Annotated in this window: 22 protein-coding genes and 1 pseudogene; 13 read left to right on the top strand and 10 right to left on the bottom strand. The window is 44.6% G+C overall.

The window, feature by feature from the left end; genetic code table 11:
- Window positions 1-178: 178 nt before the first annotated feature.
- Entirely contained in the window at window positions 179-877 is a 699-nt protein-coding gene (locus QUA50_RS07370; RefSeq protein WP_333261807.1) for a pirin family protein, read from the bottom strand.
- A 116-nt stretch (window positions 878-993) separates the two neighbouring features.
- On the opposite strand from QUA50_RS07370, the gene QUA50_RS07365 reads away from it, so the two are divergent.
- The gene (locus tag QUA50_RS07365; RefSeq protein WP_333261810.1) at window positions 994-1332 is read left to right on the top strand and encodes a helix-turn-helix domain-containing protein; all 339 of its coding nucleotides are present in this window, start codon (window positions 994-996) and stop codon (window positions 1330-1332) included.
- A gap of 70 nt (window positions 1333-1402) precedes the next feature.
- Window positions 1403-1801, top strand: coding sequence for a DUF4112 domain-containing protein (locus QUA50_RS07360; protein ID WP_333261813.1), 399 nt, complete (start codon window positions 1403-1405; stop codon window positions 1799-1801).
- A gap of 432 nt (window positions 1802-2233) precedes the next feature.
- Here QUA50_RS07360 and QUA50_RS07355 read toward each other — a convergent pair whose 3' ends face one another.
- Entirely contained in the window at window positions 2234-3265 is a 1032-nt protein-coding gene (locus QUA50_RS07355; protein ID WP_333261816.1) for a low specificity L-threonine aldolase, read from the bottom strand.
- Between the two features lie 82 nt (window positions 3266-3347).
- Between QUA50_RS07355 and QUA50_RS07350 the strand changes: the two genes are divergently transcribed.
- From QUA50_RS07350 to QUA50_RS07330, 5 genes are all read left to right on the top strand, one after another.
- Window positions 3348-3560 (top strand): DUF2997 domain-containing protein, encoded by a 213-nt coding sequence (locus QUA50_RS07350; RefSeq protein WP_333129970.1) that lies wholly within the window; start codon window positions 3348-3350, stop codon window positions 3558-3560.
- Window positions 3561-3571: 11 nt separating this feature from the next.
- Window positions 3572-4354 carry a helix-turn-helix transcriptional regulator gene (locus QUA50_RS07345; protein WP_333261819.1) on the top strand — a complete coding sequence of 261 codons (783 nt, stop codon included), beginning with the start codon at window positions 3572-3574 and terminating at the stop codon, window positions 4352-4354.
- Between the two features lie 135 nt (window positions 4355-4489).
- The gene (locus QUA50_RS07340) at window positions 4490-6088 is read left to right on the top strand and encodes an Hsp70 family protein (RefSeq protein WP_333261822.1); all 1599 of its coding nucleotides are present in this window, start codon (window positions 4490-4492) and stop codon (window positions 6086-6088) included.
- 105 nt (window positions 6089-6193) lie between these two features.
- Window positions 6194-7051 carry a bifunctional class I SAM-dependent methyltransferase/HIT family protein gene (locus QUA50_RS07335; RefSeq protein ID WP_333261825.1) on the top strand — a complete coding sequence of 286 codons (858 nt, stop codon included), beginning with the start codon at window positions 6194-6196 and terminating at the stop codon, window positions 7049-7051.
- Between the two features lie 187 nt (window positions 7052-7238).
- Complete coding sequence (locus tag QUA50_RS07330; protein ID WP_333261827.1) at window positions 7239-7808, top strand: hypothetical protein; 570 nt, start codon at window positions 7239-7241, stop codon at window positions 7806-7808.
- A 193-nt stretch (window positions 7809-8001) separates the two neighbouring features.
- Here QUA50_RS07330 and QUA50_RS07325 read toward each other — a convergent pair whose 3' ends face one another.
- A complete protein-coding gene (locus tag QUA50_RS07325; RefSeq protein ID WP_333261830.1) occupies window positions 8002-8556 on the bottom strand; it encodes a GNAT family N-acetyltransferase in 555 nt (184 codons plus the stop codon).
- A gap of 205 nt (window positions 8557-8761) precedes the next feature.
- Here QUA50_RS07325 and ilvA point away from each other — a divergent pair, with 205 nt between their 5' ends.
- Both ilvA and QUA50_RS07315 read left to right on the top strand, forming a co-directional pair.
- Window positions 8762-10294, top strand: coding sequence for a threonine ammonia-lyase, biosynthetic (ilvA, locus tag QUA50_RS07320; protein WP_333262069.1), 1533 nt, complete (start codon window positions 8762-8764; stop codon window positions 10292-10294).
- A 47-nt stretch (window positions 10295-10341) separates the two neighbouring features.
- Window positions 10342-10950 (top strand): Uma2 family endonuclease, encoded by a 609-nt coding sequence (locus tag QUA50_RS07315; protein WP_333261833.1) that lies wholly within the window; start codon window positions 10342-10344, stop codon window positions 10948-10950.
- 7 nt (window positions 10951-10957) lie between these two features.
- Here the strand turns inward: QUA50_RS07315 and QUA50_RS29225 are convergent.
- Together QUA50_RS29225 and QUA50_RS07305 are read right to left on the bottom strand one after the other, a co-directional pair.
- Window positions 10958-11062 (bottom strand): annotated as a pseudogene (locus tag QUA50_RS29225) (Rpn family recombination-promoting nuclease/putative transposase); the annotation flags it as partial.
- A gap of 109 nt (window positions 11063-11171) precedes the next feature.
- Entirely contained in the window at window positions 11172-11492 is a 321-nt protein-coding gene (locus QUA50_RS07305) for a hypothetical protein (RefSeq protein WP_333261838.1), read from the bottom strand.
- A 277-nt stretch (window positions 11493-11769) separates the two neighbouring features.
- Here QUA50_RS07305 and QUA50_RS07300 point away from each other — a divergent pair, with 277 nt between their 5' ends.
- Window positions 11770-12285 carry a hypothetical protein gene (locus tag QUA50_RS07300; RefSeq protein WP_333261841.1) on the top strand — a complete coding sequence of 172 codons (516 nt, stop codon included), beginning with the start codon at window positions 11770-11772 and terminating at the stop codon, window positions 12283-12285.
- A 7-nt stretch (window positions 12286-12292) separates the two neighbouring features.
- On the opposite strand, the gene QUA50_RS07295 is transcribed toward QUA50_RS07300, so the two are convergent.
- From QUA50_RS07295 to QUA50_RS07275, 5 genes are all read right to left on the bottom strand, one after another.
- Window positions 12293-12553: a ParE family toxin-like protein gene (locus tag QUA50_RS07295; RefSeq protein WP_333261843.1), complete on the bottom strand. Its 261-nt coding sequence runs from the start codon at window positions 12551-12553 to the stop codon at window positions 12293-12295.
- Window positions 12550-12747, bottom strand: coding sequence for a hypothetical protein (locus tag QUA50_RS07290; protein WP_333261844.1), 198 nt, complete (start codon window positions 12745-12747; stop codon window positions 12550-12552). The genes QUA50_RS07295 and QUA50_RS07290 overlap by 4 nt, the downstream gene beginning before the upstream one ends.
- 95 nt (window positions 12748-12842) lie before the next feature.
- Entirely contained in the window at window positions 12843-13082 is a 240-nt protein-coding gene (locus tag QUA50_RS07285; RefSeq protein ID WP_333261847.1) for a hypothetical protein, read from the bottom strand.
- 120 nt (window positions 13083-13202) lie between these two features.
- Window positions 13203-13889, bottom strand: a complete 687-nt coding sequence (locus tag QUA50_RS07280) for a class I SAM-dependent methyltransferase (RefSeq protein WP_333261849.1) — start codon at window positions 13887-13889, stop codon at window positions 13203-13205.
- Between the two features lie 102 nt (window positions 13890-13991).
- Window positions 13992-14366 carry a DUF1257 domain-containing protein gene (locus QUA50_RS07275; RefSeq protein ID WP_106148246.1) on the bottom strand — a complete coding sequence of 125 codons (375 nt, stop codon included), beginning with the start codon at window positions 14364-14366 and terminating at the stop codon, window positions 13992-13994.
- Window positions 14367-14624: 258 nt separating this feature from the next.
- Here QUA50_RS07275 and QUA50_RS07270 point away from each other — a divergent pair, with 258 nt between their 5' ends.
- From QUA50_RS07270 to QUA50_RS07260, 3 genes are all read left to right on the top strand, one after another.
- A complete protein-coding gene (locus QUA50_RS07270) occupies window positions 14625-15815 on the top strand; it encodes a WD40 repeat domain-containing protein (RefSeq protein WP_333261855.1) in 1191 nt (396 codons plus the stop codon).
- Between the two features lie 510 nt (window positions 15816-16325).
- Window positions 16326-18701 carry a PAS domain S-box protein gene (locus QUA50_RS07265; protein ID WP_333261858.1) on the top strand — a complete coding sequence of 792 codons (2376 nt, stop codon included), beginning with the start codon at window positions 16326-16328 and terminating at the stop codon, window positions 18699-18701.
- Window positions 18701-20386, top strand: a complete 1686-nt coding sequence (locus tag QUA50_RS07260) for an EAL domain-containing protein (protein ID WP_333261861.1) — start codon at window positions 18701-18703, stop codon at window positions 20384-20386. Before QUA50_RS07265 ends, QUA50_RS07260 begins: the two co-directional genes overlap by 1 nt.
- Window positions 20387-20393 lie beyond the last annotated feature (7 nt).

Below are 20393 nucleotides of genomic sequence, written 5' to 3'. Positions count from 1 at the left end.
CGTCTTTTAAGGACGGGCGGGACGCCCATCCCACAATAACAATTAAAATTGTAAGTTATTTAATTCGCGATCCTTAGTCTCGCGTTGCGCGGACTTCATTTTTGTAGTAGCGGTTTCAACCGCCGAGTAATTTCAAATCCCCGATTTTTTCAATAAATCGGGGATTTTTTGTGCAATTCTATGCTAAATCAAACAGCAAAAATTCAGCATCTGCAGTAGCTTCAATCGCCAATTCAGACTCGCCACTAACCGCCGCAGCGTCGCCATTTTCCAAAGGCAAACCGTTCAGCAAAACCGAGCCGCGAGCCACTTGCACCCAAGCATGGCGATTCGGCTGCAAATCATGAGAAACCCGCGAGTTTTTATCCAAAACAGCCGCATACAAATCCACATCTTGATGCACTTTCACCGCACCATCTCTGGCATCTCGCGCCGCCACTAAGCGCAGTTTTCCGCGCCTTTCTGCTAGGGGAAACTCCCGCTGTTCGTAACTCGGCTGCAAGCCTTTTGTATCGGGTAACAGCCAGATTTGCAGTAAATGAACCGGGTCTGTTTGCGAGTTATTGAACTCGCTGTGCTGGATACCCGTACCCGCAGTCATCCGCTGCACTTCACCGGGTTTAATCACTGCACCGGTACCCAAACTATCCTTGTGTTCTAATGCTCCTTCTAATACATAAGTAATGATTTCCATGTCGCTGTGTCCGTGAGTGCCGAAACCTCTGCCGGGGCTAACGACATCTTCATTGATTACCCGTAAAGAGCGAAAATTCATATAATTTGGATCGTAATAGCCGGCAAAAGAAAATGTGTGGTAACTGTCCAGCCAACCGTGATTAGCGTGTCCTCTTGCTTCACTTTTTCTAACGGTAATCATTTTCTCAATCCTCAGTGAAATTTATCGGGTATTTCTTTGATGTTTTTATTTTAAACCCAGTCAAGCTATTATGGATAGTACGCACTTAAAAGTGCGGTACTTACTAAAAAGATACTATGCAAGTCCAAGAAGTAAAGGTCGATCGAGCAAATTGCCCTGTAGAACGCACTCTAGAGGTGATTGGCGGGCGCTGGAAAGTCTTAATTCTGCGGGAGTTGTTTCCAGGAGTGAAGCGCTTTAACGAGCTGCAACGAGCTGTCAGCGGCATTACTCAGAAGATGCTGACGCAGCAACTGCGGGAAATGGAATCAGACGCAATTGTCCATCGGGAAATTTACCTGCAAGTGCCGCCGAAAGTTGAATATTCGCTAACGCCTTTGGGCGAAAGTCTCAAACCGATTATTAATGCCATGCACGAATGGGGAATTCAGCATATTAGCGAAGATGGAAAATGAGCGGTTTCTAGATGTTTTTTTCCGTCTTCCGGCAGATTTCAAATTTTCAACCTAGTTCAACAATAATAATATGAACAACATAGAGCGTCTCGCCACCCTCAACCGCATCCGCAAACTCAGCCGCCTGATGGATACCGCCATTGGCATCCCCGGCACTAAATTTCGCATTGGTTTAGACCCCATTATCGGTTTAGTTCCGGGTGCTGGGGATATCGTAGATACCGCGTTTTCCGCCTACCTAATTTATTTAGCAACTCGATTCAACATTCCCCAAAAAACTCTAGGCAAAATGGTTTACAATATCGGTCTAGAAGCCGTGGTTGGTTCAGTACCTTTAGTCGGAGATATCTTCGATGCTTTTTATAAATCAAACATGAGAAATCTGGCGCTTTTAGAAGCACATCTCGCAGAAGTTGAACCCGAACTAGCCGCAGTTGCAGAACCTATTCCTGAACCTATTAAATTGTAGGCGCGGGTTTCACAAACAATAATTGTAAATAACACACATCTTGCACCATTCTCACTTAACAGGCAAGATGCCTGTTCCACAAAGAGTGAATTTTCTTGTGGAACAGGCATCTTGCCTGTTCCTAAACAAATAATTGAGAATAGTGCAACATCTCAGAAATAACCAACAATCTCTCAAACCCGCCCCCATCAAACGATAAATTCCCGCGCCTATTTTTTGCATTTAAACTGTAGGGGCGGGTTTCACCAACAATAATTGTAAATAACCAACAATCTCTCAAACCCGCCCCCACCAAACGATAAATTCCCGCGCCTATTTTTTGCATTTAATATAAATCAAGGTTGATGTAGATTATTTGTTAGGTGGGGGCGGGTTTCTTAGATTGTTCATAGCTGGCAGGTATTATTGGTAAAACCCGCCCCTACGAAATAATTACTGATGTCTTTTAACCGCTTCCACGAAAGCAATAACATCCGCTTCCAGAGTATTAAAAGCCGTTACCAGTCTAACAGTACATCCAGCTTCACTGCCCCACCGATAAAACTGAAAACCCTCAGCTAAAACCGCTGCAATTATCGATTCGGGAATCTGCATGAAAATCTCGTTAGCTTCAAGTGGATGGCAAAACTTTACTCCCTCAACACCTGCCAAACCTTGGGCTAATTTTGCTGCCATATTATTTGCATGAGCCGCATTTTTCAGCCACAAATCATCCGTTATATACGCTTCCAACTGCGCCGACAAAAACCGCATTTTCGAGAAAAGATGGCCGCTGCGCTTGCGGTAAAAAGGAAAAGTCTTTGCCAATTCTGGATTAAAAAAAACCACAGCTTCCGCAGCCATCGCGCCGTTTTTTGTCGCTCCAAAGGAGAGAATATCGACACCGGCGCGCCAGGTAACATCAGCAGGAGAACAGCCAAGACTGGCGACAGCATTGGCAAAGCGAGCTCCATCCATGTGCAGGTGCAAATTGTGGCTGCGAACTACTTCCGAAATATGGGAAATTTCCGCTGGGTTGTAGACTGTGCCGGCTTCCGTTGCTTGAGTGATGCTGACGGCTGCGGGCTGTACGTGGTGGACGACACCTGCACCAGCTTTCTCGATAATTTTTCCTAAATTCTCTGCGTCTATTTTACCGTGATTTCCTGTTAATGTCACTAACTTTGCACCGCCTGTAAAAAACTCCGGCGCGCCGCATTCATCTAGATTAATATGAGAGTCGGCGTGACAGTAAACAGCCCCGTAAGGAGGAGTGACAACCGCAAGGGCTAGCGCATTAGCAGCAGAACCAGTTGCAACAGGAAAAACAGTCACAGATTTCTCGAACAAATCAGAAAATTTAACTTGCAAACGCTGTGTATATTCATCATCTCCGTAAGACATCACAGCACCGCAATTAGCCGCTGCAATCGCCGCCATAATTTCCGGCGAAACCCCGGTTGCATTGTCGCTACAAAAATTCATTAGAATAATTGGTAAATAGAATCTATAATATAACTCAACACTCAACAGTCAACACTCAAGCATTAAACCAAGAGGCAGAATTATGGCAGAATACCGCCAAATAGAATACCGCATCGGCAAAGACGGCAAAATAACCGAAACCGTCCTCAACGCCACTGGTTCGAGTTGCACCGAAACCACCGCCGGAATTGAAAAAGCTCTCGGAAAAGTAGAATCTCAAGACTTGCTGCCAGAATACTACGAAGGCGAAGAAAATTTGGTCGTTGAACAAACGCAGACTTTAAAACAAGTTTAGAAGAGTTAAAGATGTTTGAGATCCTGGGTGCAACAGTTGATGTAACAACAGTGCCTGCCTTCAGCTTCGCGCTGGCTGTCGGGGGCATTTTTCTAATTTTAATCTACCTTTATGCTGCATCTGAGGCGGGAGATGCGATCGAGTTTAAGTACGATAGAATTCTGCGGGAACGCATGAATCAGCTAGACATTCTCGATTGGCAAGATTTAGGCGAAAAAGCAGGCTTAAGTCGCTACGCGGTGCGTTTAGTGCGGCAGGGAGACGTGGGAAATCTCAAGCTAGACCAACTGAGGCGGCTGGCAACAGTGCTGAATTTGAATTTCCAAGAGTTCGATCGCACTTTGAGCGCGCTGCCAATGTCGGCTACAATCACAAATAATCCCAGCGAAATAGAAGAATTGAGGCAGCAGTGTTTCCGGCTGCGAGAAGAATTGCAGCAGCAAAAAACTCAACTAACTGCCGATTTTCGCCGCGCTACCTTTGAACAGTTGCAAACTTTGTTAACAAACTATCCTGCAGCCCGCAAAATGGCAGAAGCCAAGCCGGATATGCCAGCCAAAAATCTCTCAGCTTTGTTTACTCCCTTAGAAAACCTGTTATCAAGCTGGGATTTTGAAACAATCGGTTCTGCGTGGGAACAAACTGCTTACAATCCGCAGTTGCACCAGCCGGATGTTGAGGATATAACAGAAGGAGAATTAGTTTATATTCGGTTTGTCGGCTATCGGGAAGGAGAGCGAATTCTTGCTCCTGCTAAAGTTAGCCGCACCCTGCCAGCGGGAATGAAAAATTAAGTAAGGGGCGCAATGCGACCCTACAAATAGAGTAAATTCATAAGTCCTATAAAGTAAAGTTAGCTGCACCACTCAGGGCCGCAGGAAAAATAAAATCTAAAATCTAAAATCTAAAATCTAAAATCTAAAATCACCATGACTACAGTTGCCATTGACTTCGGCACCAGCAACACGGTTGTCTGCATTCTCAACCCGGATACGCAAACACCAGAAACTTTGAGATTGGGGGAGATATCCCGCATTTTCAAAACGCATAAATCGAGTGAAGATGTCCGAGAAATACCTGTAGTACCGACTTTGGTATTTGTGAAAAGTGCGGGGGAGTTAGTGTTGGGAGAAAAAGTGCGATCGCAGCGTTTGGGACAGTCACAGCCAGACCGTTTTTTCAAAGCTTTCAAACGCGATTTAGCAGCCGACTTTCAGCCGCCGCCCCGCAATATCGACGGCGGCACCTACACAGCCGAATTAGTAGCAGAACAGTTTATCAAAACTATTTGGAAACAATTATATTTACAAAATATACAGCCAGAAAAAGTAATTTTCACAGTACCCGTCGGAGCATTTGAGCGATATCTAGACTGGTTTCGCGACTTAGGAGAAAATTTGGGAGTTGCGGAAGTTCAGGTAATAGATGAATCCACAGCCGCCGCCCTGGGATATGCAGTAAAACGCCCCGGTTCTCTAGTTTTAGTAGTTGATTTTGGCGGGGGAACTTTAGATTTAAGTTTAGTCCGTACTGCTGTAAGCTCCTCCTTACCCCCCCTTAGCAAGGAGGGGCTGGGGGGGGTGCGTGCCGAAGTATTGGCAAAATCCGATGCTTATGTCGGCGGCGAAGATATTGACATCTGGATTGTCGAAGATTATTTGCGGCAAATTGGTTCGTCGCGTGCAGAAGTCGGCCCAATTGGCTGGCAAAATTTATTAGAAATAGCGGAAAAATTAAAAATTCAACTTTCTCAAGTTAATGAGGCGAAGGAAAGCTGGTTGGACGATGAAAATTTTATGTCTTATGACTTGCAGCTAAACCGAGACAAGCTTGAGGAAATTCTGGAATCTAGGCAGTTGTTAGAACAGTTGCGGGAAGCTTTAGATGAAGTGCTGAGCATTGCACAGGGAAAAGGTATCGGGAAAGCAGATATAGAACAGGTTTTGCTGGTAGGAGGAACTTCTCTAATTCCGGCTGTATCTAATTTAGTAGTTTCGTATTTTGGGCGGCAAAAAGTCAAAGCTGACAAGCCGTTTGAAGCAGTGGCGCACGGTGCTTTAGCGTTGACACAATTAGCGAGTGTTGACGATTATTTGCGGCACAGCTATGCAATTCGCCTCTGGGAACCTTATGCTAAAGCTTATGATTATTCGCCGATATTTAGCAAGGAAATGAAGTATCCCTGTCAAAGTTATGAAGAGTTGACGCTGCAAGTGGCTATTGAAGGACAAAGGGAAATTCGGTTAGATATTGGGGAAGTTGCGGAGGTATCGCAAGCGGAGGTTATTTTTAACGAAAAAGGGCAAATGACGAGCAGTTTGCTCAACAAAAAAACGGATTTTCGGTCTCTGGAAAGCCACCACCAGGAGGTTTGCGTCGCGCATTTGGACCCGCCCGGAGTATTGGGAATTGACAGGGTTTCGGTGCGTTTTGAGGTGGATGAGAGGCGGGTTTTGTTGGCGACGGTGCGGGATTTGGTGACTGGTAAGGTGTTGGTGGACAAAGGGGCGATCGCCAAACTGCAATAATGGTAAAATTTTTAGATAACATTCGGATCTTGAAATCGGTACTACACAAACTCTCGCCCGGATGGTGCGCGGACTGAAGAATATTTAAATCAAATTTATGCCGCCATGAAAAAGCAACAAAATAAATTCAGCCACCTGACGGCAATCGAACGAATTTACCTGTCATTTCCAGCCAGATTTTTATTAGATAAAAATTTGCTGCAAGGCAAAATTTTAGATTTTGGGTGCGGATTGGGCAGCGATGTGAGATTGTTGCAGCAAAAAGGCTTCGATATTGCGGGTTATGACCCTTATTATTTCCCGGAATTCCCCGAAGATAAATTCGACACCATCATTTGCTTTTATGTTTTGAATGTTTTGTTTCCCGAAGAACAAGCTAATGTTTTGATGGAAGTGTCGCACCTCTTGAAACCTGGAGGGAATGCGTATTTTGCGGTGAGAAGGGATATCAAAAAAGAAGGCTTTCGAGAACATTATGTCCACAAAAAACCTACATATCAGTGCATTGTCAAACTTCCATTTAAGCCAGTTCACCTAGATGAGTCTTGCGAAATTTACAAATACGTGCATTACAACCATCAAAGGAATTCTACTAATAACTGCATATTCTGCAATCCGTATAAAAACCTAATTTTGCTAACTGAATCAGCAACAGCTTATGCGATGTTTGACGGTTATCCCGCCAGCAAAGGTCATGTTTTAATTATCCCCAAGCGTCACGTTGCCAATTATTTTGAACTGCCGTTTCGAGAGCAATCGGCTTGCTGGTTTATGGCTAACAAGGTGCAAGAAATGTTAAGTAAAACTTTTCAGCCAGACGGGTTTAATGTGGGTATCAATATTAATAAACAGGCCGGTCAAAGTCGCAGTCACGCGGCTATTCATGTTATCCCCCGTTATAAGGGCGATGCGCCGGGGAATAAAGGCGGAATTAGGTATGTGATTCCCAAGAGTGAAAAATAAAAGTTAGCAAATTGTGAAAGGAATTCTTTTTTACCGCAGAGGCGCAGAGAACACAGAGGAATAGAGTAGAGAGGAATTCATAATTTTTGTAAGGATTGTTATATTTGAGCAAACGGCGAGCAAAATAGAGTAAAATGTGTTTGCAAGGTCTAAAACTACACATTAGCAGCAATTTGGTGTTCTGTTTATGTCTAAGCGCAAAAAGCAAGAATGGCTCAAGGAAACTCTAGAGCTTAAAGAAAACCACAATTGGAAGTCAAAGCCTGGAACTCGGATTTTTGTGGCAGGAAGAGGTGCTGTCCGCTTTGATGTCCCGGAAGATTGGCATTTTGAACCGGATACTAATTCGTTCCGATTTACGGATAAAAAGCCGCCGGATGATGATTGTCGTTTGGAGGTTTCGTTTAATTTGCTACCACCTAATAACTGGGCAAATTTTCCGCTGGTGCCGCTATTACAGAAGGTGGTTGAAGATGATACCAGAAATCCGATCGCTCCTGGGGACATTATCCAACTCAAGCGGCAAACTGCCCGCATTGTTTGGACTGAATTTAAGTTTATCGACCCTCCAGAACAGCGGGAAGCTTATTCGCGAATTTGTATCGGATTGGGTTCTAATGTTCAGTGTTTGATTACTTTTGATTACTGGGTTGATGATGCTGAACGTTTGACTCCTGTCTGGGATACGGTGATGGATTCGTTAGTTCTGGGTTTGTTTATTAGCGACCCTCGAACGGGGTTCGCACGTCCAGACTAGACGGATTTTCTGGGAAACTTTCAACAACTAATTTTGCTAAGTGTTGGATTGGCAAGCTACCTGTCAGTAAATTTAGAACCAACATTAAGCTGTCACGCATTTAAAGTTCATATTCAGGGCGGGCGAGACGCCCACCCCACAAGACACCGAATTGTTTGTTGACATTCTATTTAAATGCTCAACAGCTTAAACTTTACAACCGCTTTGCCATGAAAATATCTGGCTTGCCAATTCCGTTGGCGTCGGGCATCACTCCGACGATCGCAAAACCCATTTTTTGATAAAATTCGTAGGGATGACCGCGCAAATTTTTAATTTTGGCGACGTGTTCCCAAACGTTAGGATAAAGATCGATGCCTGAAAGAGTTGTTTGATTGTCTTCGTCGTCGGTACCCACCCACAGCACGAGCCCTCCCCGGTTTTTAGCTTCTGCTGCCAGATCGGCTACTAGCGATCGACCAATTCCTTGTCCGCGAAATTCGGTTCTCACTACCAGCGGGTGCAGTTCCCAAACATTACCGTCATACTGTCTAATCCCGCCAATCCATCCCAAAACTTGATTGCTGTCGGCGACAGCAATTCGACTGATGCGATCGCCTCCCAAAGATTCTTGCACTTCTTGCAAAGCAGATTTTAGATCGGGCCAAGCATCGGGCCAATGCTCTTTAAAACCTTCAACTATTAATTTAGCTACCTGTTGAATTTTTGGCTGGTCAACCGCACGCAAATCTGTAATTTGTACGTTCATGATTTTACATACTAAATCAAGGATTACGGACTAATACGCTCATAAACCGGATTTTATAACCGGGGAAACGGCAAAAACAAAATATTATTCATAGTCTTCAGGCTCCTTATGTTCCAAAAGCGAAAAGTTATTATTGAAAACTGGCGATCGCCAATTCCCCGCAAAATACTAACACAAGTGCCGTACAATTATCCCACCATCCGGCATCAACCAACCTGCTAACCCCATGCTTTGCGATTACCTAGTACAAATCCTCACCGCCCGCGTCTACGATGTTGCTCAAGAAACAGCCCTAGAATCCGCCCCGAATCTATCAGCACGGCTCAACAATAAACTTTTGCTGAAGCGAGAGGATATGCAGTCGGTGTTTTCCTTCAAACTGCGGGGTGCGTACAACAAAATGGCGCAACTGTCGCCGGATTTGCTAGCACAAGGTGTCATTGCAGCTTCCGCCGGCAACCACGCCCAAGGAGTCGCCCTCGCCGCCCGCCACCTGGGAACTCGCGCGATCATAGTCATGCCCGTAACGACGCCGCAGGTGAAGGTAAATGCGGTGATAGCCCGTGGTGGAGAGGTGGTCTTGCATGGGGATACCTACGACGATGCCTACGCCTTTGCGCGTCAATTAGAGGCCCAAAAAGGTATGACTTTTATTCACCCTTTTGATGATCCCTACGTGATTGCCGGACAGGGTACGATCGGCATGGAAATTCTGCGGCAACATCAAAAACCAATTCACGCGATTTTTGTGGCAATTGGCGGCGGCGGATTGATTTCGGGAATTGCAGCTTATGTCAAGCGGTTGCGGCCGGAAATTAAGATTATTGGCGTCGAACCGGTGGATTCCGATGCCATGAATCAATCGCTGAAAGCGGGTAAACGGGTGCGTTTGTCGCAGGTGGGTTTATTTGCTGACGGCGTTGCTGTGCGAGAAGTTGGGGAGGAAACTTTTCGGCTGTGTCAGGAATATGTGGATGAGATTATTTTGGTGGATACGGATGATGTTTGCGCGGCGATTAAGGATGTTTTTGAAGATACGCGATCGATCTTAGAACCTGCTGGTGCTTTGGCGATCGCAGGTGCGAAAGCTTACGTCGAACGGGAACAAATCGCAGGACAAACATTAATTGCTGTTGCTTGCGGCGCGAACATGAATTTCGACCGGCTGCGTTTTGTAGCAGAAAGAGCCGAGTTTGGCGAACGCCGCGAAGCCATTTTTGCAGTCACAATTCCCGAACAACCGGGAAGTCTCCGCAGGTTTTGCGAATGTCTGGGCAAACGCAATTTAACTGAATTTAGCTATCGAATTGCGGATGAGAAAGTAGCGCATATTTTTATCGGCGTACAAATTCAAAACCGTGCCGATGCGGTAAAGATAGCCGCAAGTTTTGAAGATTGCGGCTTCAAAACTTTGGATTTAACTGATGATGAATTAACGAAATTGCACGTGCGGCATATGGTGGGCGGGCGTTCGATGCTGGCAAATCATGAATTGTTTTATCGCTTTGAATTTCCCGAACGTCCCGGTGCGTTGATGCAGTTTGTCGGTTCGATGAGCCCTAACTGGAATATCAGCGTTTTTCACTATCGAAATAACGGCGCAGATTACGGGCGAATTGTGGTGGGAATTCAGGTGCCGCCAGATGAGATGCAGGAGTGGCAGGCTTTTTTGGATACGCTGGGCTATCAGTATGGGGATGAGAGTCAGAATCCGGCTTATAAGTTGTTTTTGAGGTAGGGTTTTTTGGGAAAGGGCGATCGCTCTACAAACACAGAATAGAGTTAATGATAAAATTATGGCAGAGTGGCAATGACACCGAATTCAAAGCGATGACAGCAGCACTTCCCATTTCTCTCTCTCTCGAAGCTTTCCTCAAACTACCGGAAACTCAACCTGCGTGTGAATTTATTAACGGACGCATTCACCAAAAGATCATGCCTCAAGGCAAACATTCTCGTTTGCAACTCAAGTTTTGCAACGCTGTTAATCTAGTTGCGGAAACAGAACGAATTGCTCTTGCTTTTCCCGAATTGCGCTGTACTTTTGGCGGGCGTTCTATTGTACCTGATGCTACAGTATTTGCTTGGGATAGAATCACTTTTGAAGCGGATGGCGAAGTTCCGAATTCCTTTGAAATTCATCCCGACTGGACAGTAGAAATTTTATCCCCAGACCCGAAAGCAACTAAGGTGATTAGTAATATTTTACACTGTTTGAAATACGGGACTGGGCTCGGATGGTTAATCGATCCAGAGGAACGGTTTATTTTAGCATTTATTCCCGGACGAGAACCAGTTGAGTTAACGGGACAAGATCGGTTGCCCGTGCCAAGTTTTTTAACATTAGATTTGACTGTGGAGCAGGTTTTTGGGTGGCTGAAAGCAGGTGGATAACTTGGCTCTAATTTCGAGCAGATCGCAAATTCCGCACATCCTCAATAGTGAGTCCGGTTGTTTGACTGATAGTTGCATCATCCAGGCGATCGAGCAATTGCCGCGCGATCGCATTTTAGTTGCGATCGCGCGGCCGTATGATATTCCTGACATTGAAACGATTTGGTAGTTGCGGGCGATCGCACTGTGGTTTTCTGGTTAGGGCGATCGCTCTTTGAGAATTATTCACACATTCTACAGCTTGAAGCACTTACAACTACACCATCAATGTACCTCCACACCACCGGAATCATGGTTTTATCATCTACCTCTGAGGAGTGAACGAAAGAAGTGACTAACTGCCGCTCCACTTGAATCATATCCTTTGGTAGCTCTACAAATCCGTTGTTATTTGTGTGCATATGTGGCATACATACCCCAAGATTGTATTTTGCCAGTTGTTTGATAATTTCTTGCACTTCTTCAGTATCAATCGCTTTTTGTGCAAGTTGCAGACTTTCTGGCAGATTGTTTAACGTTCCCTCATCAATTTTGCTGTTCACAGTAGTTCTCCTTTAGTTAGTAATGTTCGGACATTTTGTTTGGTTTTTCCACATATTGCCATATCTTTTAAAGGCAGAAGCTACTAATTTCGCAAAGCTACCGAGCAAATATGTGTGGAGCCAAAACTTACCCCATTTTTGGCTTATAGTAAACTAATCGCCCCCAACTTAAAAGCGGAAAAAGACGGATTTTTATTAAGTTATTGTAAACAACGGAAAAAGACGGAGCGAGACGGATCAAGTCGGCTATAATAACTAATGTCCTCCCACATCCCGGATGATGCGCCTCCAAGAAATACTTCAATTTATAGATGATGCTGTCTACGCCAAGACACGCAAACGTTTAAATGACTTGCAGCGCGGAATTATCGAAGGAACGCTGAAGCGTCAAAAGTATGATGACATTGCAGAAAATTGTGGTTGTTCAGCGGGTCATGCTAAGGATGTGGGTTATGAGCTTTTGCAAATGTTATCTGATATCTTTGATGAAGAAGTTGATAAAAAAAACCTTAAATCAGTCGTAGAACGGCAAGGTAATCTAAATATTTATTTGGGCAATCGAAGTTTTAATAGTAATCATATAATCGGTTGTGTAAACATGGGTTCCGAACAAACCACTCCTACCCCAGATAAAAGTCCGCCGGCAATTCCCGACTTGCAGCAGGAAAGCAAAAATCAAACTAAGATTGAAACAATAGAGAAATTACGGCAGTTTGGCTTGAGCGACGAGCAAATTGCCGAAGCGCTAGATATACCTTTAGAGGCGGTTAAGCAGGTGGACTTGGAGGAGTAAATTTGTGCTATTTGCGATAGAGTATCGCATCATAATTACCATGAGAACCTATCCAAAACCATAAAACCCCTTCTGGCTTGTCAAAACCTAACGCCCTGTAGTTTTTTCCTACTCTCACAGACCATAAACTTCCAATTTGCTTGAAGTGCAGCGATGGATGCTTCGGATCTGCCTTCAGCAACTCATAGTTTTTGTCTGCCAATTCTTGAATTTCTCTTGCCAGTTGACGGTAATGTTCCCAAAATTCAGGGGTTGTAAAATGCTTCAAATTTCCCTACACTTTCCTTCGCGGAATGCTTGCTCTGCTTGTCGAATCAATGGGTCGAATTTGCCTGCTTTTAGATCCTCTTCTATTTGCCTATCCCAAAGAGCTTCTTGGAATTCTTCAAACCATTGGACAAACTCTGCGAGTTCATTCTGTGGAAGTTGCTTTACTGCTGTCTTGAGTTCTGTAATGTTCATGGGTAAGTAAATTTTTTTCCTAATATTCGTTTGCCTGTTTGCTCTAATTATATCGCGTCGATCGATCTTTGAAACGGGCGTTCAAAATATGTCTTTCATTGTTGAGTCTCGCGCGCTTGCTGGAAACGATCGCAAATCCCTGCAATAAAGGTTTCGCCATCAATCGGTGGAGTATGTTCGGACATGGCAACAGCAGCATCTATCTTAACTCGTACAGTATCGATCCACTGGCGATCGGCGAGAGTGGCTTGGAACTCATTAAGCCATTCAATAAACTCTGCGAGTTCATTTCCTGGAAGTTCCCTTACTGCTGTCTTTAGCTCTGTAATGTTCATAGTAATTAACTTTTTTTGCTAATATTCGTTTACTTGTTTGTTATAATTATATCGCGTCGATCGCATCATACAAAATTCCCTCTTCAGTCCCCCTGTGATCGGAGTCCGTTTGACAAGATTTCAATCGCCGATTGACTGACAAATCAGCAGCATGGAAAGAGGAATCTTCGTCTGTGGATGTATCGATTCCTCGAATTCACATACCCTCCAACCCGCTTCCGAAACTTGTTGAAACCACGAACTAACTGTGCGAAAATACCACGGCATCGGCTCTCGAAAAGCTCCGCCGAAGTTGTCGAAAGTCTCGGTTTTCCATCCATCAACATAGGGCTGTTCCTGACAGGCTGTGAATGGATGAACTGTCTGGATTAACAGATGTCCGTCTGAGACTGTTGCTTTGCGTAACGATCGCAATAAATCTCCAATTTCCTCACCCAGTAGCGAAAAATTACAGACAATTCCATCGTATGGTTGACCGAGTATCGCTCGATCGGCAACAATCTCATCGTAGCCGATCGCCTGAAAACAACCGCCTCCTTTCTCACAAGCTCGATCGACCAAAGCAGCGCAACCATCAACTCCAACAACCTCAACACCGCGCTTTGCTAGGGCGCGCGTCAGCCAACCTTCACCGCATCCAACATCCAAAACACGCCGAGGCTTATAGCGCAGCACTGCTTGCAGAATAGCCTCATCCGTTGCTGCGCGGCGACTTTCAATCTGATTTTGGTCGATCGCCTGTATCCATGCGCCAGCATTAGCCTCCCAACTTTGTTGAATTTGTTGTTCAGGGCGATCGAATTTCATGGTGATTCTCCTATTGGTACTAGGACTTACGAAAAAATCTGATTTTAACCCGATTCTGCGTAAGTCCTGACTACATAAAAACGAGTTCACAAAGCCCGATTCTTAAACCCATCTACCCACTACAACTCTCACCGTTCCATCTGCCAAAGTTTCTTCTTCTTCAACATGAAAACCCTCTGACTGCACCGCCGCCATCAAACTTTTGCGCGCGTATTTTTGACTGATTGAATTGACAAATTCCTGCTGATTAATTCGAGCGCCCCAAAAATCCGCCACCAATTCGTAATCCTCTCCGCTGCGGCGAAAACCCAAATCGTAACCATTGGATTGCCGAATCACGTACTCCGCATTAGTTTTGTCACCCCGATAACCCCGTACCTGCACATTGCACTCTACTTGATAACCCAATTCTTCCAACACTTGATGGAGCAGTTCGCCGTTCTTGATCTGAACCTTGATAGTTGTGAAGTGTGACATATCACTTTCGGATTTTTGTGTGAAACGCTAATTTGATTATAATACTATAAACAGCAAGAGTCAACAAGTTTGAAGTTGCGAGCTTAAACGAGGTTTGAGCGTCAGCAAAAGCAGCCAGGGTAAAAGCCCCCGGATTCATCTGTGCAGAAATGAACAACACAGTATCCGATAACAATTCCCCCGATTTATCCGTGAGTTCGCTTGATTCAATCCTCCAATTCTTCAATCTAAAATCTAAAATCTAAAATCTAAAATCGTATGATATCCGACAATTCTAACCAACCCAGAGAATATGATGCCGTCCTCGGCGGTCAAAGTCAAATCCCGATCGCCGCCGCTGTTTTGGGAGGCATCGCCGGGGTCAAGCAGCGCTTCAACAGTCCTAGTATCGAGGCTCGGATTGCCGCTGTTAAAGATGCTCCTAAATACGGAGGCGCTGGTTTAAATTTAGCAATTGAGGCGCTGCTTGACCCCGCAGCAGAAGTGCAGCGAATTGCTTATTTAATTTTGCGACAGAGGACAGAACCTGTAGTGCGCCAAGCTTTAAAAGAATTCGTGCCTTACAAGCTTTTTGACTGCATTCGCAGTGTAAAAACTGGGACAAATGTTGCGATTAGTCCCGGAGGCGATCGCACGGCGAGTTTGCACGGGAAAATAATTAGAATTTGCGATGTAGAGACAGGAGAAATACTCTATACTGTTGACAAGTATCCCCGCGCTCAAGAAACTTTTGTCCTTTGCCAAGAAAGCGAAGTTTTTGTGAGGAGCAGAAATACTCCGAAACACCGCGCGATCGAAATTTGGCAGGGTGGAGAATTGCGGCATACTTCCCTCGGACATGAAGGGGAAATTAGCGCAATTGTTATCAGTCCCGACAGTCAAGTTATCGCCACAGGTTCGGCAGATACTACTATCAAAATTTGGAATTTAGAGACGGGAAAGTTAATCTGTACTTTTGGCAGTCTTTTAACTTGGGGAGCTCATAAAGCAGGAATTGTTAGTCTTGCTTTTAGCCCGATCGCACAAACTCTCGCTAGCAGCAGTTCTGACGGTACAATTAAACTGTGGAACCTCCGCAGCAGAGAATGCTTCCAAACAATTAAAGGTTATGCGAATTGTCTGGCTTTCAGTCCAGACGGGCAGACGTTGGCTACCGGCGGCTGGGACAGAAATATTCAACTGCGGCAGCTATCGAATCCAGATAGTTCAATCACTTTGGCAGGGCATTTTAACTCGATAAATGCGATCGCCTTTAGTCCCGACGGACGCACTGTTGTCAGTGCTAGTGCGGATGGTAATATCAAATTTTGGAAGGCCAGTACCGGCGAACTTATTCACACTCTCAACGGACATCAAAACTCTGTTACTTGTCTTACTTTTAGCAGCGATGGCGAAAATATTATTAGCGGCAGTACAGACAAAAATATCAAAATTTGGGGAATTAATTGAAGGAATAAGGAAGTTCGGCAACGGATTATGTAACGGATGTAGCGGATGGAAGAAAGAGGGAAGAGGGAAGAGGGAAAAAGGAAGAAGGAAGAAGGCAGAGGCGATACGCATGGGAAAAGTGCAATTAAGCGCGTCCTAACCGTCCGGCACGCTGCCTATATTTCCAAATTCCCGATTCCCGATTCCTCGGTGCGTGAATATACGCAAAAAATATAATAAATTTACAATTCTAGTTTTTGTGCAAGCCGAATAATTGCGGGAGTTATTTTTGTAAAACTACACATACTTACAGTAGAAGTACCGATTGGCAGGCATTATTCACTTAATTGTCAATTTCTGAACAGTCGCCAGAAACCCTGAGCGAGCTAGAATTCCTGAATCCTTGAAACTAGCTTTAAACTATCGCATATTGCTCGGATGAGTATCGCAGCTAACTGTAATATTTGACTGAAAAAGTTTATGCTTAAAAGATAGGCTGGGGTTAAATATACAGTGCATCCCAGAGTAACCATGTCACACTGCAACCAATCCATCTGTCGTTCTCCCAATATCGCAGAAATGTGCGACACTGCTGCTACTTGGCAGCAAAAAGCCGATCGACTAACGGTAGAATTAAACAGCACGCGCGATCGGCTTCACGCAGAAATCGATCGGCTAAAACTTGCCAACGAAACCCTTCACGCCGCTGTCAGTTGTGCCCCAATTTTCCTGTGGGCAACAGACAGAGAAGGCAAGTTAACTCTGGCAGCGGGGAAAGGATTAGAAAATTTGGGACTCAAACCAGGTGCAACTGTCGGGCGATCGATTTTTGAAGTTTACAGCAGCCAGCCAGATATCTTAGAAAATATTGCCGAGGTACTAGCAGGAAACGATCGCACTTGGAATGCCCGACAGGGGCATTTTATTCACGAAATTCGATCGGCAGCCCTGCGAGATGGAAACGGCGAAGTTGTCGGCACAGTGGGTGTTTCTACTGAAATTACCGAGCGCGAGCAGTCCATTGCCACTCTGGAAACGGCAAATCAAGAATTAGAAGACAGACTTCAGCAGCAAACGGCAGTCTTCAATGCAGCACTTGCCGAAAGCGAAAAAAAGTACCGCAACCTCGTAGAAACCTCCCAAGAATTGATTTGGTCGATCGATATTGAAGGCCTCTTGACTTTTGTCAATTCCGCCGCCAAACGCATCTACGGTTACGAACCGCCAGAAATGATCGGACGGCGCTTCACCGATTTTTTAGTTCCCGATCGAGAAAATAGACCAAGAGAAATATTTGCCCAACTTTTAGCGAGAACCAAAATTCAGCCACAAATCGCTAATTCTCCTTACGAAACAGTGCACCTTCGCAAAGACGGTACTCCCGTCCACCTGCGCGTCAACAGCATCGTCAACCAAGCTGAAAACGGCGCTATTTTAGGCTTGTGCGGAACGGCGACAGATATTAGCGATCGCAAGCGATCGGAAGAAGCACTCAAAGAAGCTACAGACCAACTTCGCGCCGTTTTGGATGCCGTACCCGGACTGATTTCTTGGATCGGTTCCGATTTGCGGTATATTGGAGTCAACCAGCACTTAGCTACCTCATTCAACCTGTCTCCTGAAAGCTTTGTCGGTCAAGAAATCAACTTTCTCGACAAAGGCTCAACTTTCGGAGAACTGATCCGAATTTTTTTTAACAGTTCATCTCAGCAAACCTGCCAAGAAATAGAAATAGAAATTAACGGTTTTGTCCGCAACTATTTGATAGTAGCTCAGAAATATCATCAGGGAACCGCAGCAGTTTCTGTAGGAATAGACATTACCGATCGCAAGCGTGCGGAAGCTCTCAAGAACCAATTGATCTGCTCGTTGCAAGAATCAGAACACAAATTTCGCAGCCTTTATGAAGCCACCAGCGACGCAGTAATGTTGCTTGACGAAGAACATGAGTTTTTTGACTGCAACCCCGCCACCTTAAAAATATTTGGCTGTAGCAACAAACAAGAATTTTACGGCAAGCATCCGAGGGAATTTTCCCCGCCATTTCAGCCTAACGGACAAGATTCAGCCAGTTTAGCTGCACAGAAAATGAACATAGCAATGCTCATAGGTAGCTGTCGATTTGACTGGGTACACCAACGACTCGACGGTTCAGAATTTTCTGCCGAAGTTCTGTTAAACGCAATGGAAATTAACGGACAAAAATTTCTCCAAGCTGTAGTACGCGACATTACAGATCGCAAACGGGATGAGGATCAAATCAAAGCCTCCCTCGCCGAAAAAGAAGTCCTTCTCCAAGAAATTCACCACCGCGTCAAAAATAACCTCCAAGTTATTTCTAGCCTGCTGAAACTTCAGTCTCGCTACATTCAAGACAGCCGCGTTAGTGAAATGTTAAAAGAAAGTCAAAACCGAGTCAGATCGATGGCCCTGGTTCACGAACAATTGTATCAATCCAAAGACTTGTCAAACATTGACTTTGCTGAATACATCCAAAATCTCGCCCACAATTTATTCCAAGCTTATGAAAATCATGCAGAAGGCGTCAATTTGCAAACAAATATTGCGCCGTGTTCTCTCAATATTGATACGGCAGTTCCTTGCGGGTTAATTATCAACGAGCTTGTGACAAACGCCCTCAAATATGCCTTTAAAGGACAAGTTAAAGGTAAAATTAACATAGATTTCACTTTAGATAATAACAGATTTTGCGTGCTAACCGTGAGTGACAACGGAATTGGTTTTCCTCAAGACTTAGATTATCGCAAAGCCCGAACATTGGGTTTGCGATTGGTCGGGTCTTTAGTCAAGCAAATCCGGGGGGGAATAGAACTGTTAGAAACTGCTGGCACGACTTTTAGAATAACCTTTTATCAGCCCAAATTGCACTCTAAGGAGAAAATTTAGTGTCCAACAAAAAAATTCTGATAGTTGAAGACGAGAGCATCATTGCGGAAGACATTTCCGACAGTTTGATATCTCTAGGATATAGAATAACTGGGATGGTCTATTCGGGAGAAGAAGCGATTGAATCTGCCGCCAAGTTCCGCCCGGATTTAGTTTTAATGGATGTTAATCTCCAAGGAGAAATCGACGGCATTACAGCAGCGGAAGAAATTCGCTTGCGATTTCAAATCCCGGTAGTTTATCTGACAGCCTATGCCGATGAAACTACTTTGCGACGAGTCAATAGTACAAAACCGTTTGGCTATATTGTCAAGCCATTTGAAGAAAAAAACTTGCATACAACTATTCAACTGGCACTCTACCGACATCAGTATGACAGCTTGACGAACCTGCCTAATCGTTCATTTTTGCGAGAAAAGTTAAGTCTAGTATTAGAGGATAAAAAAGAATTGTCAGGAGTCGTTCCAGTTGTCACGCTTAGCTTAGATAAAATCAACCGCATTAACAGTACCTGGGGACACGATATAGGCGACTCAGTGCTTTGCACCATCGCCCAGCGGCTAACTAACTGCATGGAAAACATTAATATTGTTGCTCGTTTGGAAGCGGCAGAATTTGCGCTGATTCTTAAACCAGTTGCAGAAAAACAGGATGTGGCTAAGATTGCTCAAAACATTTTAGATATTGTATCCCAATGTATGATTGTCAAAGATTGCGAAGTCTATGTCACGGCTAGTATGGGGATATGCTTGTATCCCGGAGACGGCACCGACGGAGATGAAATGCTGAAAAATGCTTATATAGCAATGTATCAATCTCAGCAGAAAGGCGGGAATACTTATCATTATTATACGCCAAAAAAAGCTAATTATTTCATCAATACACTTCTTCAAGAAACTTCCCTGCGCCATGCTTTAAAAAGCTCAGAATTTGAAATCTACTATCAGCCGCAAATAGCAATTAAAACAGGTAAAATTATTGGTGCTGAAGCTTTAGTGCGCTGGAATCATCCAGAACGGGGGCGAGTTTCTCCGGGGGAATTTATTCCAATGGCTGAAGAGATGGGCTTGATTGCGCCGTTGGGTGAATGGGTATTAGAGACTGCTTGCAGGCAAACTAAAACATGGCAAAGAGCAGGTTTACCGCCCCTGCGAGTCGCAGTTAACGTGTCAGCCCGTCAATTCGAGCGCAAAAATTTCACGGAAAGAGTCAGGGAGATATTAACAGAAACCGCTCTCGATCCCAAGTGTTTGGAATTAGAACTGACGGAAAGTCTGGTTTTGCAAGACGAAATTGCAGCAGCTAAAGCTTTGATGGTGTGGAGAGATATGGGGATTAGGATAGCAATTGATGATTTTGGGACGGGATATTCTTCTTTGAGTTATCCAAAACGCTTTCCGTTTGATGCGATCAAAATTGACAAGAGTTTTATTCGCAACATTGGAGACGATCGCCAAAATGCAGCGATCACAATAGCGATTATTCAAATGGCACACTGCATGAACATGACGGTGGTGGCTGAGGGGGTAGAAAATAAGCAGGAACTTGATTTTTTGTGCGAGTACGAATGCGACGAAATTCAAGGCCATCTTTTCAGTCAGGCTTTGCCAAGGGCTGAGTTTGAAGCGCTGCTCAAAAGCGATAAGTGCTGGGATTTAGATCAATTCCGGTTGCAATGCTCCTGATTGTTGA

The sequence above is a fragment of the Microcoleus sp. M2_D5 genome (genome assembly GCF_036701935.1).
Taxonomy (GTDB): domain Bacteria; phylum Cyanobacteriota; class Cyanobacteriia; order Cyanobacteriales; family Microcoleaceae; genus Microcoleus.
Note: the sequence above shows the minus strand (reverse complement) of the source record. Positions and strands in the feature narration are given on the sequence as shown.

Coding starts and splice junctions, on each gene's coding strand:
- QUA50_RS07370 (WP_333261807.1), bottom strand. CDS start 877: ATGATTACCGTTAGAAAAAGTGAAGCAAGAGGACACGCTAATCACGGT.
- QUA50_RS07365 (WP_333261810.1), top strand. CDS start 994: ATGCAAGTCCAAGAAGTAAAGGTCGATCGAGCAAATTGCCCTGTAGAA.
- QUA50_RS07360 (WP_333261813.1), top strand. CDS start 1,403: ATGAACAACATAGAGCGTCTCGCCACCCTCAACCGCATCCGCAAACTC.
- QUA50_RS07355 (WP_333261816.1), bottom strand. CDS start 3,265: ATGAATTTTTGTAGCGACAATGCAACCGGGGTTTCGCCGGAAATTATG.
- QUA50_RS07350 (WP_333129970.1), top strand. CDS start 3,348: ATGGCAGAATACCGCCAAATAGAATACCGCATCGGCAAAGACGGCAAA.
- QUA50_RS07345 (WP_333261819.1), top strand. CDS start 3,572: ATGTTTGAGATCCTGGGTGCAACAGTTGATGTAACAACAGTGCCTGCC.
- QUA50_RS07340 (WP_333261822.1), top strand. CDS start 4,490: ATGACTACAGTTGCCATTGACTTCGGCACCAGCAACACGGTTGTCTGC.
- QUA50_RS07335 (WP_333261825.1), top strand. CDS start 6,194: ATGAAAAAGCAACAAAATAAATTCAGCCACCTGACGGCAATCGAACGA.
- QUA50_RS07330 (WP_333261827.1), top strand. CDS start 7,239: ATGTCTAAGCGCAAAAAGCAAGAATGGCTCAAGGAAACTCTAGAGCTT.
- QUA50_RS07325 (WP_333261830.1), bottom strand. CDS start 8,556: ATGAACGTACAAATTACAGATTTGCGTGCGGTTGACCAGCCAAAAATT.
- QUA50_RS07315 (WP_333261833.1), top strand. CDS start 10,342: ATGATAAAATTATGGCAGAGTGGCAATGACACCGAATTCAAAGCGATG.
- QUA50_RS07300 (WP_333261841.1), top strand. CDS start 11,770: ATGATGCGCCTCCAAGAAATACTTCAATTTATAGATGATGCTGTCTAC.
- QUA50_RS07290 (WP_333261844.1), bottom strand. CDS start 12,747: ATGAACATTACAGAACTCAAGACAGCAGTAAAGCAACTTCCACAGAAT.
- QUA50_RS07285 (WP_333261847.1), bottom strand. CDS start 13,082: ATGAACATTACAGAGCTAAAGACAGCAGTAAGGGAACTTCCAGGAAAT.
- QUA50_RS07280 (WP_333261849.1), bottom strand. CDS start 13,889: ATGAAATTCGATCGCCCTGAACAACAAATTCAACAAAGTTGGGAGGCT.
- QUA50_RS07275 (WP_106148246.1), bottom strand. CDS start 14,366: ATGTCACACTTCACAACTATCAAGGTTCAGATCAAGAACGGCGAACTG.
- QUA50_RS07270 (WP_333261855.1), top strand. CDS start 14,625: ATGATATCCGACAATTCTAACCAACCCAGAGAATATGATGCCGTCCTC.
- QUA50_RS07265 (WP_333261858.1), top strand. CDS start 16,326: ATGTCACACTGCAACCAATCCATCTGTCGTTCTCCCAATATCGCAGAA.